This is a genomic window from Enterobacter cloacae complex sp. 372C4 (assembly GCF_050030615.1).
GTDB lineage: Bacteria > Pseudomonadota > Gammaproteobacteria > Enterobacterales > Enterobacteriaceae > Enterobacter > Enterobacter intestinihominis.
This window is the reverse complement of sequence record NZ_JBLGUQ010000001.1, coordinates 2,824,419-2,841,120: the sequence shown is the minus strand read 5'-3', so window position 1 is coordinate 2,841,120 and position 16,702 is coordinate 2,824,419. Positions and strand designations below refer to the sequence as shown.

The window sequence follows — 16,702 nt, the reverse complement described above, 5'->3', positions numbered from 1 at the left end:
AACAGGGTTAAGGAAATGAGTTGCTGAGGTGAAAAAATACCCCCTTCCAGGGAAGGGGGTGTCATAAGGGCTAGTTGCCGCCGAACATATCCTTGATCCAGCCGGCGACGCCGTCGCTGTCTTTCTTCTCGTTCTGCTGCTGCGGCTGTTGCTGCTGCGGCTGCTGAGGTTGAGAAGACTGATCGAACGGGTTACCTGTCGGTTCTTCTGGCTGGCTTTGCTGGCACAGCGCATCCGGGTTGGTCGTCCAGACCGGCAGCGAACGCACGCCGCCGCCACAGATGAAGTTACCTGAGCTGTCCACGCCCATATCGACGATATCTTCCGGGGCAACGAGGTTCAGCGGCACCGGAGACTGATTGGCCAGATAACGCTGGTAAATCGACATCGCGCCGCTCGCACCATACAGTTTGGTCGGCTGGTTGTTATCGCGGCCCACCCAGGTGATCACCACTTCACGGCCATCAATACCGGCGAACCAGGTATCGACGTTATTGTTGGTAGTCCCGGTTTTACCTGCCAGATGCAGACCAGGATACTTCGCCCCCAGCTGACGCCCGGTACCGCGCTGGACCACCTGCTGCATGGTCCACAGCGTCATATAGGCCGCCTGCGCCGGAACAGCGCGCTCAGCCTGCGGGAAGCTCTGATACAGCACGGAGCCATCTTCGGCAATCACCGAACGCAGGGCGGAGAGCGGAGCACGGTTACCGCCGCTGGCGATGGTCTGGAACGCCTGGGCCACTTCGATTGGCGTCAGGTTAAGCGCCCCCAGGATCATCGCTGGCACAGGGTGCAGCTGATCTTTCGGTACGCCCAGCTTCTGCCAGGTGTCGGTGATGGCGGGGAGGCCCAGCGCCATGCCGAGGTTAACAGTCGGCACGTTCATCGAGCGGGTTAACGCATCCACCAGCATCACCTGGCCGCTGAACTGCTTATCATCGTTCTGCGGAGACCACACCTGGCCGTTAGGCTGGCGCAGGGAGATTGGCGCATCGGCAATCCAGGTGTTCAGTCGATAGAGATTCGGCTGGCTCAGCGCGGTCAGGTAGGTTGCCGGTTTTGCCAGAGAACCAATCGAACGACGCGCCTGCATCGCGCGGTTATAGCCCGCATACTGCGGCTCGGCGCCGCCCACCATGGCGCGAACTTCGCCGGTGTTGCGATCAACTACCACCATCGCGGTTTCCAGATCGCTCAGCTTACGCTGCTTCTTCAGAACCGGAATACCTTCAACCGCCGCTTTTTCTGCCGCATCCTGCGCCACGGAGTCAAAGGTGGTGAAGATCTTCACCCCGGAGAGATCTTTCACTTTATCTCCGAGCTTAGACTGCAACTCCTGACGTACCATCTGCATAAAGGCAGGCTGCGGAGAGATCACCCCACCGCGCGGCTGAACGCCCAGCGGACGCGCGCTCAGCATGTCGTACAGCTCCTGGTCAATCACCTGCTGTTGTTGCAGCAGACGCAGCACCAGGTTACGACGCTCCAGCGCCAGTTTCGGGTTACGCCACGGGTTGTAGATCGACGCGCCTTTTACCATGCCCACCAGCAGCGCCTGCTGGTCAAGGCTCAGCTCTTCTACCGGACGGCCAAAGTAGTACAGGCTCGCCAGCGGGAAGCCGCGGATCTCGTTATCGCCGCTCTGACCGAGGTACACCTCGTTCATGTACAGCTCAAGAATACGATCCTTGCTGTAGCGCGCATCCATCAGCACGGCCATGTACGCTTCGTTGGCTTTACGCCAGTAAGAGCGCTCGCTGGAGAGGAACAGGTTTTTCACCAGCTGCTGGGTCAGGGTACTCGCCCCCTGCACCGTACGCCCCGCGGTCAGGTTAGCCAGTACCGCACGACCAATGGAGTAGAGGCTAATCCCGTCGTGCTCGTAGAAGTGGCGGTCTTCGGTTGCCAGCAGGGTATCCACCAGCAGATCCGGGAAGCCGTTACGCGCCACGAACAGGCGCTGTTCGCCGTTTGCGGACGACAGCATGGTGATGAGACGCGGATCGAGACGGAAGAAACCGAACTGGCGATCGTTATCCATGTTCTCAATGGTTTCCAGGCGATCGCCGTCAAAGGTCAGACGCGCGCGCACCTGCCCCTCTTTACTGTCCGGGAAGTCGAACGGACGGCGGATCATCTCAATGCTTTTCGCCTGGACGGTAAATTCACCCGGACGGGTCATTTTCGTGACCTGACGATACTGCGTGGCTTGCAGCAGCTTCACCATCTCGTTCTTGCTGATGGACATGTCCGGCTCAAGGTTCACCATGCGGCCGTACACTGCCGCAGGCAATTGCCAGACTTTCCCGTCGATACGGCTGCGGATCTTCTGATCCAGATAAACGCCGTAAATCGCGATCAGGACAACAAAAACAATAAACAGCTTCAGCAGCAGCCAGAACCAGCCGCGCTTACCACGAGGCTTACGCCCTTTGCCTTTCCCTTTACGCGGCATCGGTTCTTCATCCTCATAATCGTCTTCATAGTCATCGTCATACTCCTCATCTCTGAGGCGACGACGGCTTACCTTTTCTTTCGCCGGACGCGTCGGCTTTCCCTTACGTCCTATTGGCTCGCGGTCATTCCCCGCCATGCTTTTTCTCCGCAACATTCAGGCGCAAAGGCCAGATTTTCTTATCTTGCACAGGTCAGTGAAAGAAGAAATCTCTCAAAATAAACAGCAAGACTTTCCTGACAGGAAAGTCTTTAGTGTTTCCTCCCTCTCCCTGTGGGAGAGGGCCGGGGTGAGGGCATCAGGCCGCACTTTCCCTTTCAGGCCGCACTCCCCCATTACGAATATTTCTTCGTGCGCCGTGTCGGCGCGGTATTCGCCGGATCGTCCGGCCAGACGTGTTTGGGATATCGCCCCTTCATCTCTTTCTGCACTTCACGATAGCTCCCCGCCCAGAACGCACCCAGATCGCGGGTGATCTGCAAGGGACGATGCGCAGGCGAAAGCAGCTCAAGCACTAACGGCACACGCCCTTCAGCGATTGACGGCGTGGTGGCCTCACCAAACATCTCCTGCATCCGAACCGCCAGCGCTGGCGGATTATCCTCATGATAACGAATGGCAATCCGGCTCCCGGTTGGCACAGTGTAATGCCCAGGCAGTTCACTATCCAGACGTTGACGTAACGACCAGTCCAGTAAATTCTGAAACGCTGCCTTAACATCAAGCGCCTTCAGGGCGCGCAGGGAGTGTACGCCGCTCATCTGCGGCAACAACCACTGTTCAAGCGTCGCGAGCAGCGTCTCATCATCCACCGCTGGCCACCCTTGTTCCGGCAGCCACTTCGCGGCGCAGTGCAGACGTATACGATATTGTTCAGCCTCAGGCGTCCAGTTCAACACGCTCAGCCCTTTTTCCCGAATGCCGTTCAGCATCGCCTGGTGTAACTCTTCCTCCGACGGCTTAGCCAGCGGTTTTGTCCCGAGCGTCAGTTTGCCAATCTGGCTACGACGGAACGCCTTCAGCGTGCCCTGGGCATCATCCCATTCGACGATGTCAGATTGCTGAAGCAGCTGCGGGCAGGCACGCGTCAGGGCGTCAATATCTACGGCAACCGCCTGCAAGATGCGCGCATCCGGGGAGTGACTACCCTGGAGTAAGAGCGGCGCGATCAGCCATTCATGACGCGTCAGAGCATCATCGCTGTCCAGCATCGCGCCCATCCCATTTGCCAGTTGATAACGACCATCCAGCCCGCGACGGCGCGCGATCCTGTCCGGGAAGGCCTGGGCCAGAAGAGGGATAACTTTATCGCTGTCAGGCGATCCTCCCCGGCTCTTCAGGCGGTGACACAACTGCTGCGCGCGCTGTTGCCAGTTTCCCTGATGGCGTGAAAAGGCCTGTCCCAGATCGCTGCTGCCACCGCGCGGCGGCTCCTCAAGAATAGCCGCCAGTTTTGCCGCCGTGGCAATTTCATCGTCGCCCTGTGCTGCCACCAGCATCGTAGCCAGACGCGGATCGTTGCCCAGCGCCGCCATTTTCTGGCCGCGCGCCGTCAGTCGCTCGCCTTCCAGCGCGCCAAGCTGGGTCAGCAGGCTGCGCGCGGCGGAAAGGTTCACAACAGGCGGAGGATTAAGCCAGGTGAGCTGGTCAGGGTCCGGGCAGCCCCACTGCATCAGATCCATTACCAGCCCGGAGAGATCGCTTTGTAAAATCTCAGGCGTACTCTGCAATGCCGCACGCTCCGCCTGCTCGGCGCTGGTTAAATGCAGGCAAATACCCGGCTCAAGACGCCCTGCTCGGCCTGCGCGCTGCACCATTGAGGCCTGGCTGATGCGCTGCGTCAGTAGCCTGGTCAGCCCGGTACGCGGATCAAAACTGGCCACCCTCTCCTGCGTACTGTCCACCACCAGGCGAATGCCTTCGATGGTCAAACTGGTTTCGGCGATATTGGTCGCCATTACCACTTTGCGCTGCCCCGCCGGTGCGGGAAGGATCGCCTTGCGCTGGTCAGCCAAATGCAGCGCGCCGTAGAGCGGGCACAGCATAACGTCACTGCTCACCCTGGATGCCAGTTGCTCCTGTACGCGCTGGATTTCGCCTACGCCGGGTAAAAACAGCAGCAGCGAGCCGGGTTCCTGACGGAGCAATTCGGCGGTGGCGATGGCAACGGCTTCGTCAAAACGCTGATGGGCAGGCAGCGGCTGATAGCGGCGCTCGACCGGGAACGCACGCCCTTCAGAGGAGATCATCGGCGCGTCAGGGAGCGTCTGCCGGAGCCGCTCGTTATCCAGCGTCGCCGACATAATCAGCAGCCGAAGGTCGTCGCGCAGCCCCTGCTGAACGTCGAGCAGCAGCGCAAGGGCCAGATCGGCCTGGAGGCTGCGCTCGTGAAATTCATCAAGGATCACCAGCCCGACGCCGCTCAGCTCCGGATCGTTTTGCAGCATACGGGTAAGAATGCCTTCAGTGACCACCTCCAGCCGCGTAGACGGGCCAATGCAGGTTTCGGCGCGCATCCGGTACCCTACCGTCTCGCCCGGTTTTTCATTCAGCAGTTCCGCCAGGCGCTGCGCCACATTGCGCGCCGCCAGCCTGCGCGGTTCCAGCAGGATAATTTTCCCGCTGATGCTCCCCTCGCGCAGAATTTGCAGGGGCAGCCAGGTGGATTTACCCGCTCCGGTGGGCGCGCTGAGCAAAACCTGTGGCGCATGTTCTAAGGCTGCGAGAAGCTCAGGAAGGACGACGGCGACGGGCAAAGAGGACACTTACGGCTCCAGAGGGTTAACATTAATCGGCGTACATTGTAGCATCGGCGCATATCATTACCGAGTCTTGCGCATGTCTGAGTCAAAACGGCTATTCTTCGCCATTGAATTACCCACCACGCTTCAACGGCAAATTGTTCGCTGGCGCGCCAGCCACTTCCCCGCGGAAGCGGGCCGCCCTGTCGTCGCCGCCAATATGCACCTGACGTTAGCTTTTCTTGGCGAGGTGAGCGCAGAAAAGCAGCGCGCGTTAAGCGCAATGGCCGGACGCATTTCTCAGCCGGGTTTTACGCTGCATCTTGACGATGCCGGGCAATGGCTGCGCTCTCGGGTGGTCTGGCTGGGGACGCGGCAGCCCCCTCGCGGACTGCTCCAGCTCGCCAACATGCTGCGGGCACAGGCCGCGCGCAGCGGCTGTTATCAGAGCCCGCAGCCGTTTCATCCCCACATTACCCTGCTGCGCGATGCGGGTCAGGCTGTTGCCATCCCGCCACCGGGCTTTCACTGGTCTTTTCAGGTGAATGAATTTGCGCTGTACGAATCTGCCTTTGTACAAGGACGCACCCGCTACACTCCGCTCCAGCGCTGGACGCTGGGCGACACGTTAAGGAATCCTGATGAAGTTTAGCCCTGCACTCCAGCCCGCCACGCTGATCCAGCGTTACAAACGCTTTCTCGCTGACGTGATCACGCCTGAGGGCGAAACGCTCACGCTGCATTGTCCTAACACCGGCGCCATGACCGGTTGCGCCACGCCGGGTGACACGGTCTGGTATTCCACATCAGAAAATACTAAACGCAAATATCCTCATACCTGGGAAATGACCGAGACGCAAAGCGGGGCATTTATTTGCGTTAATACCCTGCGCGCAAATCAGCTGGTTAAGGAAGCCCTGACAAATGGAATCCTTCCTGAACTGGTGGGTTACGGCACGCAAAAAAGCGAAGTGAAATATGGCGATGAAGGCAGCAGAATTGATTTTATGTTACAGGCGGAAGACCGCCCTGAGTGCTATATTGAAGTGAAATCAGTGACGTTAGCGGAAGAGGAAAACGGCTTCTTTCCGGATGCGGTAACGCTACGTGGCCAGAAGCATCTGCGGGAGCTAATGAGTGTAGCGGCGGCGGGCAAGCGCGCCGTGTTGCTGTTTGCGGTTCTGCATTCAGCCATTGAACGGTTTTCCCCGGCCCGTCATATTGATCCTAAATACGCGCAATTGTTGAATGAGGCACAAAAGCAGGGGGTAGAGATTTTCGCTTATAAAGCGGAACTTTCTGCCGATAATATGACTCTGAGATCCTCTCTTCCCATTGTCCTATAAGGGATTAGACGATTGACTAATAAGTGTTCTGGCCGCGTGCGCAAATACGCTTTTCCTCACAGGGTTGTCAAGTGTTACGTTTAGATAATTGCCATACGGAAAAGCATCTGCTATTTATAGCGACCTGATTTTTCCCCCAACACGGGGATCGATAGTGCGTGTTAAGGAGAAGCAACATGCAAGAAGGGCAAAACCGTAAAACATCGTCCCTGAGTATTCTCGCCATCGCTGGGGTGGAGCCGTATCAAGAGAAGCCGGGCGAAGAGTATATGAACGAAGCCCAGCTGTCGCACTTCAAGCGTATTCTTGAAGCATGGCGTAATCAACTCAGGGATGAAGTCGATCGCACCGTTACACATATGCAGGATGAAGCTGCTAACTTCCCGGATCCGGTCGACCGTGCCGCTCAGGAGGAAGAGTTCAGCCTCGAACTGCGTAACCGTGACCGCGAGCGCAAACTGATCAAAAAGATCGAGAAAACGCTGAAAAAGGTCGAGGACGAAGATTTTGGCTACTGCGAATCCTGCGGTGTTGAAATCGGTATTCGTCGTCTGGAAGCGCGTCCAACAGCCGATCTGTGCATCGACTGTAAAACGCTGGCAGAAATCCGCGAAAAACAGATGGCTGGCTAACGCCTTCCCTCTCACTACTCTGCTAAGGCGGGAGTTTCTCCCGCCTTGTTACCGTTGATATGTCTGAATCTCACTATATCGGGCGCTTTGCGCCATCTCCCTCCGGTGAATTACACTTCGGCTCATTAATTGCCGCGCTCGGCAGCTACCTACAGGCTCGCGCCCGTCAGGGTAAATGGCTGGTTCGCATTGAAGATATCGATCCTCCGCGTGAAGTTCCCGGTGCGGCAGAAACTATTCTGCGTCAGCTGGAACATTACGGTCTTCACTGGGACGGCGACGTACTCTGGCAGTCTCAACGCCATGATGCCTACCGTGAACGTCTGGCGTGGCTTGCTGAACAGGGCCTTTCCTATAACTGCACCTGCACGCGTGCGCGAATTCAGAGCGTGGGTGGCGTTTACGACGGCCACTGCCGTACGCGGCACAACGGCCCTGAGAATGCCGCCGTACGGCTGATACAGCGCGCTCCGGTGACGCAGTTTACCGATGTCCTCTCAGGAACCATTCAGGCGGATGATCGTCTGGCGCGTGAAGATTTTATTATTCACCGTCGCGATGGCTTGTTTGCCTATAACCTGGCGGTGGTTGTCGATGACCATTTCCAGGGCGTCACGGAAATCGTGCGTGGGGCGGATTTGGTTGAGCCTACCGTGCGGCAAATATCGCTTTACCAGCAGTTTGGCTGGACGGTGCCGGATTACATCCATCTGCCGCTGGCGGTCAATGAACAGGGGAGTAAGCTGTCAAAACAGAATCATGCCCCGGCGCTGCCTGACGGCGATCCGCGCCCGGTATTGATCGACGCGCTGCGATTTCTCAACCAGAATGTAACGCAGGAATGGCAGGATCTGAGTCTGGATGAATTGCTGAAAACGGCCATTGCTGACTGGACGCTTATGGCCGTGCCAAAAATCCAGCATTCTCAAATGCGTTGCGCTGAGCTATGATTAGCCGCTTTTTTGATAACAAAACACACTACGAGGTGTACTATTTTTACCCGAGTCGCTAATTTTTGCCGTAAAGTGCTGAGCCGCGAAGAGAGCATGGCGAATGATGCTATTGCACAGCCACACATGTCGGTCATTCCGCGTGAGCAGCACAATATTTCCCGCAAAGATATCAGTGAAAATGCCCTCAAGGTGCTCTATCGTCTGAATAAAGCAGGCTACGAGGCCTATCTCGTCGGCGGCGGGGTGCGCGATTTACTGCTGGGCAAAAAACCAAAAGATTTCGACGTGACGACCAGCGCCACGCCTGAACAGGTGCGTAAATTATTCCGCAACTGCCGTCTGGTTGGTCGCCGTTTCCGTCTGGCGCACGTGATGTTTGGACCGGAAATTATTGAAGTGGCGACCTTCCGCGGTCACCACGAAGCGGGCGTCAACGATCGCACAACTTCCCAGCGCGGCCAAAACGGCATGCTGCTGCGCGACAACATCTTCGGCTCTATTGAAGAAGATGCTCAGCGTCGCGATTTCACCATCAACAGCCTTTACTACAGCGTGGCGGATTTTACCGTGCGCGATTACGTCGGCGGTATGCAGGATCTGAAAGACGGCCTGATTCGCCTGATCGGCACGCCGGAAACGCGCTATCGCGAAGATCCGGTCCGAATGCTGCGCGCCGTGCGTTTCGCCGCCAAGCTAAACATGCGTATCAGCCCGGAAACCGCAGAGCCGATCCCGCGCCTGGCGACGCTGATTAACGACGTCCCCCCTGCCCGTCTGTTTGAGGAGTCGTTAAAGCTGCTCCAGGCAGGCTACGGGTTTGAAACCTACAATTTGCTGCGTGAATACAACCTGTTCCAGCCGCTGTTCCCGACCATTACCCGCTACTTCACCGAAAACGGTGACAGCGCAATGGAGCGGATGATTGCACAGGTGTTGAAGAACACGGATACCCGTATTCATAACGATATGCGCGTGAATCCGGCGTTCCTGTTCGCGGCCATGTTCTGGTATCCGCTGCTGGAAACGGCGCAGCGCATTACCCAGGAGAGCGGCCTCGCCTATTATGATGCGTTCGCGCTGGCGGCAAACGACGTGCTGGACGAAGGCTGTCGCACGCTGGCGATCCCGAAACGTATTACCACGCTGGTGCGTGATATCTGGCAGCTTCAGCTGCGTATGTCCCGCCGTCAGGGTAAACGTGCCTGGAAACTGATGGAGCATCCTAAGTTCCGCGCCGCGTTCGATTTGCTCTCTCTGCGTGCTGAAGTCGAAAGAAACCAGGAGCTACAGCGCCTGGCGCAGTGGTGGGGAGAATTTCAGGTCTCTGCACCACCGGAGCAAAAAGATATGCTCACGGATCTGGATGACGAGCCGGCACCGCGCCGTCGTCACCGTCGCCCGCGCAAGCGCGCGCCGCGTCGTGAAGGCACAGCATGACCCTGGCGTATATTGCCATCGGCAGCAATCTGGCCTCTCCGCTTGAGCAGGTTAACGCTGCCGTTCAGGCGCTGGGGGAGATCCCGCAAAGCCATATCGTGGCGGTCTCCTCCTTTTACCGTACGCCCCCGCTCGGCCCGCAGGATCAGCCTGATTATCTGAACGCCGCCGTGGTGCTGGAAACAGCCCTTGACGCAGAAACGCTGCTGGATAATACCCAGCGTATTGAGCTACAGCAGGGTCGCGTACGTAAAGCCGAACGCTGGGGACCGCGCACGCTCGACCTCGATATTATGCTTTTCGGCCACAAGGTGATTAACACCGAGCGCCTCACCGTTCCGCACTATGACATGAAAAACCGTGCGTTTATGCTCTGGCCACTGTTTGAAGTCGCCCCCGATCTCACCTTCCCTGACGGCACCTCGCTGAACGCCGTTCTGCAAAGCCTCAACGCGGAAAAACCGGTCCGCTGGTAATCCCGTGTCACCCCCGATTAGCCATGTGTCAAATATGGTTAATCGATTGCCTAAAATCATTGTTCCCTCGAATGTTACTGTTAGAATGCGCAAAGATCCGCTTTTGGGCCATCAGGAAACAGTATGAAACCAACTACCATCTCCTTATTGCAGAAATGCAAACAGGAAAAGAAACGCTTCGCCACTATCACCGCGTATGACTACAGCTTCGCAAAACTGTTTGCCGAAGAAGGGATCAACGTCATGCTGGTCGGAGACTCGTTAGGGATGACGGTACAAGGACATGATTCTACTCTGCCGGTCACGGTCGAGGATATTGCTTACCATACCCGCGCCGTGCGCCGGGGTGCGCCCGCCTGCCTGCTACTTTCCGATCTGCCGTTTATGGCGTATGCCACCCCGGAACAGGCCTTTGAAAATGCGGCAACTGTGATGCGCGCCGGCGCCAATATGGTCAAAATCGAAGGCGGCGACTGGCTGGTCGATACGGTGAAAATGCTCACCGAACGGGCCGTGCCAGTTTGCGGGCACTTAGGGCTGACGCCGCAATCCGTGAATATCTTTGGCGGTTATAAAGTTCAGGGGCGTGGCGATGCGGCGCAGACGCTGTTTGATGATGCCCTGGCGCTGGAAGCCGCTGGTGCACAGCTGCTGGTGCTGGAGTGTGTGCCGGTTGAGCTGGCTAAGCGTATCACTGAGGCGCTGTCGATTCCGGTGATCGGCATCGGCGCGGGCAACGTCACCGATGGCCAGATTCTGGTCATGCACGACGCCTTCGGGATCACCGGCGGTCACATTCCAAAATTTGCTAAAAATTTCCTGACAGAAGCAGGCGACATGCGTGCTGCTGTGCGGCAGTATATTGCCGAGGTTGAGTCCGGCGTGTATCCGGGCGAAGAACACAGTTTCCATTAAGGAGTCCAGGTGTGCTAATCATAGAAACTCTGCCGCTGCTGCGCCAGCATATCCGCCGTGCACGTCAGGAAGGTAAACGTATCGCCCTCGTCCCGACCATGGGCAATCTGCACGACGGCCATATGAAGCTGGTCGATGAAGCGAGAGCCCGTGCAGATATCGTGGTAGTCAGTATCTTCGTTAACCCGATGCAGTTCGATCGCGAAGACGATCTGGCGCGCTATCCACGTACCTTGCAGGAAGATTGCGAGAAGCTCAAAAAACGTCATGCGGATATCGTCTTCGCACCGGCCCCCGCAGATGTTTATCCTCAGGGTACCACTGAAGCGACCTACGTCGACGTACCGGGTATTTCGACCATGCTGGAGGGTGCCAGCCGTCCGGGCCATTTCCGCGGCGTTTCCACCATCGTCAGCAAGCTGTTTAACCTGGTGCAGCCGGACATCGCCTGCTTTGGCGAGAAAGATTTCCAGCAGCTGGCGCTGATCCGCAAAATGGTTGCCGATATGGGCTACGACATAGAGATTGTCGGCGTGCCGATTGTACGTGCGAAAGATGGCCTGGCGCTTAGCTCCCGTAACGGCTATCTGACTGCGGAACAGCGTAAAATTGCGCCAGGCTTAAGCAAAGTCATGAATACCATGGCAGAGCAACTGCTGGCAAAAGAATTAACCGCAGAAGAAATCATCGCTCTGGCTGAACAGGCGCTGAACGAGAAAGGTCTTCGTGCTGACGACGTTCAAATTCGGGATGCCGATACGCTTCTGGAACTCTCAGATACCAGCAAACGTGCGGTAATTCTGGTGGCGGCTTGGCTCGGCCAGGCCCGCCTTATCGACAACAAAGTGGTTGAACTGGCGTAGTTTTACTACCCGGAAGTGAAAGGTAAACGTAATGATTCGCAAAATGCTACAAGGTAAGCTTCACCGTGTGAAAGTCACCCAGGCCGACCTGCACTATGAAGGCTCCTGCGCGATCGACCAGGATTTTCTCGACGCGGCGGGTATTCTCGAAAACGAAGCTATTGATATCTGGAACGTTAATAACGGCAAACGCTTTTCAACGTACGCGATTGCCGCTGAACGCGGGTCTAAAATCATCTCCGTTAATGGGGCAGCGGCGCACTGCGCGGACGTGGGTGATATCGTCATTATTGCCAGCTTTGTGATGATGTCTGACGAAGAGGCACGTCGCTGGCAGCCAAAAGTGGCATACTTTGAAGGCGATAATGAAATGAAACGTATTGCGAAGGCAATTCCGGTTCAGGTTGCCTAAGCCAATAGTACTGTTATAAATTACCCGACAAATAGGTTGGGTAATTTATACATAATTAAAATGAATAGCGTTCTTTTTATATATTTTTATTAATATATTCAAGTCACCCTGCCGAACACCTGCTCATCAAAATGATGAACAATTATTATCATTCACTATTAAATAATCATATTGACTTAAAGATCGTTTAAGTATTTCTAACGCCTAACGGCTTCTCACAACCATTACTCATCACTTAGAATCCTTTTCCCGAAGCATCTGTTCGGAACGAACATAAGCCTTGCTTATGTTCACTTTTCTAGCATTTAAATATGGATATAAAAAATGTCTTTTAATAAATTAGGTCTGGCAACTGTAGTAGCAATGGTTCTGAGTGCGGGTTCTGCAATGGCAGCTGATATTCCTTCAGATACAGGCACTATTACTTTCCACGGTATGGTTTCTAATAACACCTGTAAAGTATCCCTGGATCAGAAGATTGACCAGGATGGTAATGATTTTGACGTTAACCTGGATACCGTGTTTGTAAAAGACTTCGCTAATGCGCTGGGTACCACCAGCACCCTGGGAGAAAAGAAATTCTCCCTCACCCTGACAGGTTGTGATTCTGCTACCGTCAACCAGGCATCTGCTCAGTTTGATTCCTGGGCGGGTTCTTCTTCAACTTCCGGCGGTCTGCTGGTTCCACCATCAAATACTCAAGGCGCCGCTAAAAACGTCAATCTGGTACTGTCAAACGATGGCAACTCCGCTACCGATCAGATCAAACTGGATCAGACCAACAATACCCAGAAAGCAACGATTGATACCACAGGCGCAGGCGCACTTTACTACCGTGTAGCGTATACCCAGGGTCAGAACTGGGATGCGGCCAACAACCCAGTGTCAGCTGGTGTGGTTCAGGCACAAGCTGCATTCACCATGATCTACGAGTAATTTTAAGCGCATAAATAAAATGCTCATATTATCCCCTGACGTACGTCAGGGGACTATTGATATCATTCCAACAGGAAGTGGAAAAATGTTAAGCACATCATTTTATAAAGGATTTAAAGCTGCCTGCTTTACAGCTGCTGCTGTCGCGTCATTCCAGGCAAGCGCAGATATCGTTATTTCGGGAACACGTATTGTTTATCAGCAGTCGCAAAAAGATGTCATCGTTTCTTTAGACAACCGTGGCAAAAAGCCACTATTAGTTCAATCATGGCTCGATGACGGTCGCGATGACACCAACCCACAGGAATTAAAACTACCGTTTATTATTACTCCACCAGTATCCCGAATTGATCCGCAAAAAGGTCAATCCGTTCGGATCTCGTACCTGGGTGGTTCATTGCCGCAAGATCGCGAATCCCTATTCTGGTTCAATGTGCTCGAGATTCCACCGAAGTCAAAAGTGAAAGACGGTGAAAATCCTAACCAGCTCCAGCTGGCATTCCGCACACGTATTAAACTCTTTTTCCGACCTGACGGCCTGAAAGGTACGCCAGGAGATGCAGCAGCCAAAGTAACGTGGTCACAACAAAAACAAGGTAATACGCTAAACCTGATCGCACACAATGATTCCCCTTACAACGTTTCTATTTCAAATGTAAAGCTGAAATCAGCAAATAAAGAGTACCAGGTTGAGCATAAATCTATTTTACCGTTTAGTACTCAAATTATGCAGGTAAAAGGTTTAGGTAGTACTGCCACCGGCACTGTTGCTTACGAAACCATTAATGACAATGGCGGCTCTGATACTTTTGAAAGCAAAGTAAATTAATAACCGCACCACCGCCACATTATAAATATAACACGTATGAATGATTCATAGCATTCATACGACGACTTGTCTGGATGAAGCATGCTATTTCAACGATCAATTTTATGTCTCGCAATCTGTGCAGCATTTCCTCTGCATGCCAGCGAGACTGAAAAAAAAGCTGTAGACACCTCATCCGAAACAGAATCGGCCATTGAATTTAATGACCAGTTCCTTATCGATAATGGTGGAGGTATCAATGTCGATCGTTATGCTTATGGCAACCCAGTTCTGCCAGGTACTTACCGTGTAAAAGTGAATTTGAATGGCAATTCAAAATCCACGGTCGAGATGACATTCATTGATAACAAAACGCCACGTGCCTCAGCATGTCTGACTAAACTCACGCTGACACAGGCAGGCGTTGATACCAGCATATTAGGCGATGATGTCAAAAACGACGAAACGTCTTGCGTAGATATCAAAAAATATTATCCCGGTGCTTCTGAAAATTTTGATAGTAGCAAGCAGGAAATGGATCTTAACTTCCCGCAAATCTACGTGCTTAAGCTTCCAGCAGGGTATGTCGATCCTTCATTATGGGATAATGGTGTTCCGGCCGGATTACTCTCATACGATCTTAATACCTGGCACAGCGAGTCAAACGGCACCAATTCAGATACCGCTTATGCGGGCTTGCATTATGGCCTGAACGTGGGGCCGTGGCGTTTACGTTCTCGCGGCAGTCTGAACTGGGACAGCGATAATGGCACACATTATTCCAGCCAGGATATCTACCTCCAGCGAGACATCACACCACTTAACGCACAGATGGTAATGGGTGATTCCTACACACGCGGTGATGTCTTTGACTCGGTGAGCCTGCGTGGTGCGCGTATGTATAACGATGACCGCATGCTCCCGGAAGGCACCTCTGGCTACGCGCCAGTAATTCGTGGTGTGGCAAACAGTAACGCCAAAGTTAGCGTAACGCAAAGCGGCAATAAAATTTATGAAACCACCGTTCCACCCGGTGCTTTCGAGATCAATGACCTCAGTACAACAGGCTATGGCAATGATTTGATTGTCACTGTAGAGGAAGCCGATGGAAGTAAACGGACGTTTACCGTTCCGTTCTCCTCAGTTACACAAATGCTCCGCCCAGGCTCCAGCCGCTGGGATGTGGGTTTAGGTGAGCTGAATGATGATTCAGTGCATGATAAGCCAAACGTTGGCTACGCAACTTACGCGTATGGTCTGAATAATACCTTTACCGGTTACGTGGGTGCGCAATATACGGATATGGATTTCTACGCCGGCCTGCTTGGTCTGGCTATGAATACCCGTATTGGTGCATTCGCATTAGATGTTACCGGGTCCTATGCCGATATCGACGGGCTGGACACGCTTAAAGGGCAAAGTTATCGGCTGACCTACAGCAAAATGCTTGAAGCCACTAACACATCTCTTAACGTGGCAGCTTATCGCTTCTCTACAGAAGATTATCTCAGCCTTAACGATGCCGCCTCATTGCAGGACAGTATTCATCACGAGGAATATGGCAATCGATCTTATGACAGCAATGCCGAGCTTTATGCTGATTATCAGCGTACCAAAAACCAGATACAGGTCAGCCTGAATCAGCCATTGAATGTTAACGGTGATGAATACGGCTCACTCTATATTAGCGGCACCTGGCAGGATTACTGGAATGACTCTAGCTCCACTTCCGACTACAGCGTGGGTTACAACAATAGTTTTGCTTACGGTAGCTATAGCGTTTCTGTGCAACGCACGTACAACGAAACAGGGGAAAAGGATGACAGCGTTTATTTAAACGTCAGTATTCCATTCAGCATATTCAATAAAGATAGCGCGCAGTCAGGCGGATTCAATAATGTCAACATGAGCCTGCGCACTGATTTAAAAGGCGGTACCAGTTTTAACTCTACGGCAAGCGGCAACTCCAAAAACAGTGAAGTGAGCTATTCCGTTAGCGCCTCATCAAGCGGGGGCAACTACGGCAACCTGAACCAGGTCAGTGGCTATAGCTCATGGAACAGTCCTTACGGGCCGCTCGGTGTCTCAGCGTCCTTTGGCGATGACAATAGTAAACAGTATTCCGCGAGTTATAACGGCGGAATGGTTGTTCACTCGGGTGGCGTTGTATTTACATCCGGCAGTATCGGCGAAACGGATTCACTTGCGCTGGTAAAAGCAAGTGGCGCAACGGGTGCTCGGCTGGGTTACGGCCAAAGCCGCATTAACAGCTCCGGGTACGGGATTATGCCGTATATGTCAGCCTACAGAGAAAACCGAGTATCGCTCGATATCAGCACTCTCGAAGCAGACGTTGAAATCAAAAATACCAGCGCTGTTGCCGTACCTCGCAATGGCTCCGTTGTATTAGTGAATTTTGAAACGGATGAAGGTCGTTCGCTTGTTCTGGAATTACAACGTTCTGATAACGGCTTTATTCCGTTAGGTGCAGACGTTCTGAATGAGAAAAACGAATCTATCGGAACGGTAGGCCAGGCAGGACAAGCTTATGTACGCGGTGTGGAAGACAAAGGCGCTCTCCGGGTGGTATGGGGAAGCGATGGATCCAGCTCTTGCACGGTGCATTATCAGATTCCTGAAAATGCGAAGAAAGCAGGCTTAACCACGATTCTGAGTAATCAACAGTGCCAAATGTAATGATGTTAAAACAGGGAATCACACCCAT

The 16,702-nt window shown here is 53.9% G+C and carries 14 protein-coding genes; 12 read left to right on the top strand and 2 right to left on the bottom strand.

Going from position 1 to position 16,702, the window contains the following annotated elements; all coding sequences use genetic code 11:
- Positions 1-70 precede the first annotated feature (70 nt).
- Positions 71-2,596 (bottom strand): bifunctional glycosyl transferase/transpeptidase, encoded by a 2,526-nt coding sequence (gene mrcB / locus ACQG11_RS13610; protein ID WP_022647091.1) that lies wholly within the window; start codon positions 2,594-2,596, stop codon positions 71-73.
- Positions 2,597-2,793: 197 nt separating this feature from the next.
- Complete coding sequence (gene hrpB, locus ACQG11_RS13605; RefSeq protein ID WP_426728432.1) at positions 2,794-5,223, bottom strand: ATP-dependent helicase HrpB; 2,430 nt, start codon at positions 5,221-5,223, stop codon at positions 2,794-2,796.
- A 73-nt stretch (positions 5,224-5,296) separates the two neighbouring features.
- Between hrpB and thpR the strand changes: the two genes are divergently transcribed.
- From thpR to ACQG11_RS13545, 12 genes are all read left to right on the top strand, one after another.
- Positions 5,297-5,851, top strand: a complete 555-nt coding sequence (gene thpR / locus ACQG11_RS13600; RefSeq protein ID WP_003856249.1) for an RNA 2',3'-cyclic phosphodiesterase — start codon at positions 5,297-5,299, stop codon at positions 5,849-5,851.
- On the top strand, positions 5,841-6,545 hold the full coding sequence (gene sfsA / locus ACQG11_RS13595; RefSeq protein WP_032625548.1) for a DNA/RNA nuclease SfsA: 705 nt from the start codon (positions 5,841-5,843) through the stop codon (positions 6,543-6,545). Before thpR ends, sfsA begins: the two co-directional genes overlap by 11 nt.
- Before the next feature lie 176 nt (positions 6,546-6,721).
- Positions 6,722-7,177, top strand: coding sequence for an RNA polymerase-binding protein DksA (gene dksA / locus ACQG11_RS13590; protein WP_001155232.1), 456 nt, complete (start codon positions 6,722-6,724; stop codon positions 7,175-7,177).
- A 59-nt stretch (positions 7,178-7,236) separates the two neighbouring features.
- Complete coding sequence (gene gluQRS / locus ACQG11_RS13585; RefSeq protein ID WP_022647088.1) at positions 7,237-8,127, top strand: tRNA glutamyl-Q(34) synthetase GluQRS; 891 nt, start codon at positions 7,237-7,239, stop codon at positions 8,125-8,127.
- Positions 8,128-8,169: 42 nt separating this feature from the next.
- The gene (gene pcnB / locus ACQG11_RS13580; RefSeq protein ID WP_071785222.1) at positions 8,170-9,567 is read left to right on the top strand and encodes a polynucleotide adenylyltransferase PcnB; all 1,398 of its coding nucleotides are present in this window, start codon (positions 8,170-8,172) and stop codon (positions 9,565-9,567) included.
- Positions 9,564-10,043 carry a 2-amino-4-hydroxy-6-hydroxymethyldihydropteridine diphosphokinase gene (folK, locus tag ACQG11_RS13575; protein WP_023305457.1) on the top strand — a complete coding sequence of 160 codons (480 nt, stop codon included), beginning with the start codon at positions 9,564-9,566 and terminating at the stop codon, positions 10,041-10,043. The genes pcnB and folK overlap by 4 nt, the downstream gene beginning before the upstream one ends.
- 123 nt (positions 10,044-10,166) lie before the next feature.
- Positions 10,167-10,958: a 3-methyl-2-oxobutanoate hydroxymethyltransferase gene (gene panB, locus ACQG11_RS13570; protein ID WP_022647086.1), complete on the top strand. Its 792-nt coding sequence runs from the start codon at positions 10,167-10,169 to the stop codon at positions 10,956-10,958.
- Between the two features lie 11 nt (positions 10,959-10,969).
- Positions 10,970-11,821: a pantoate--beta-alanine ligase gene (panC, locus tag ACQG11_RS13565; protein WP_022647085.1), complete on the top strand. Its 852-nt coding sequence runs from the start codon at positions 10,970-10,972 to the stop codon at positions 11,819-11,821.
- Positions 11,822-11,852: 31 nt separating this feature from the next.
- On the top strand, positions 11,853-12,233 hold the full coding sequence (gene panD, locus ACQG11_RS13560) for an aspartate 1-decarboxylase (RefSeq protein ID WP_022647084.1): 381 nt from the start codon (positions 11,853-11,855) through the stop codon (positions 12,231-12,233).
- A 324-nt stretch (positions 12,234-12,557) separates the two neighbouring features.
- Entirely contained in the window at positions 12,558-13,169 is a 612-nt protein-coding gene (locus ACQG11_RS13555) for a fimbrial protein (protein ID WP_023299349.1), read from the top strand.
- A gap of 85 nt (positions 13,170-13,254) precedes the next feature.
- Entirely contained in the window at positions 13,255-13,998 is a 744-nt protein-coding gene (locus tag ACQG11_RS13550) for a fimbrial chaperone (RefSeq protein WP_022647082.1), read from the top strand.
- An 81-nt stretch (positions 13,999-14,079) separates the two neighbouring features.
- Positions 14,080-16,674: an outer membrane usher protein gene (locus ACQG11_RS13545; RefSeq protein ID WP_192970814.1), complete on the top strand. Its 2,595-nt coding sequence runs from the start codon at positions 14,080-14,082 to the stop codon at positions 16,672-16,674.
- Positions 16,675-16,702 lie beyond the last annotated feature (28 nt).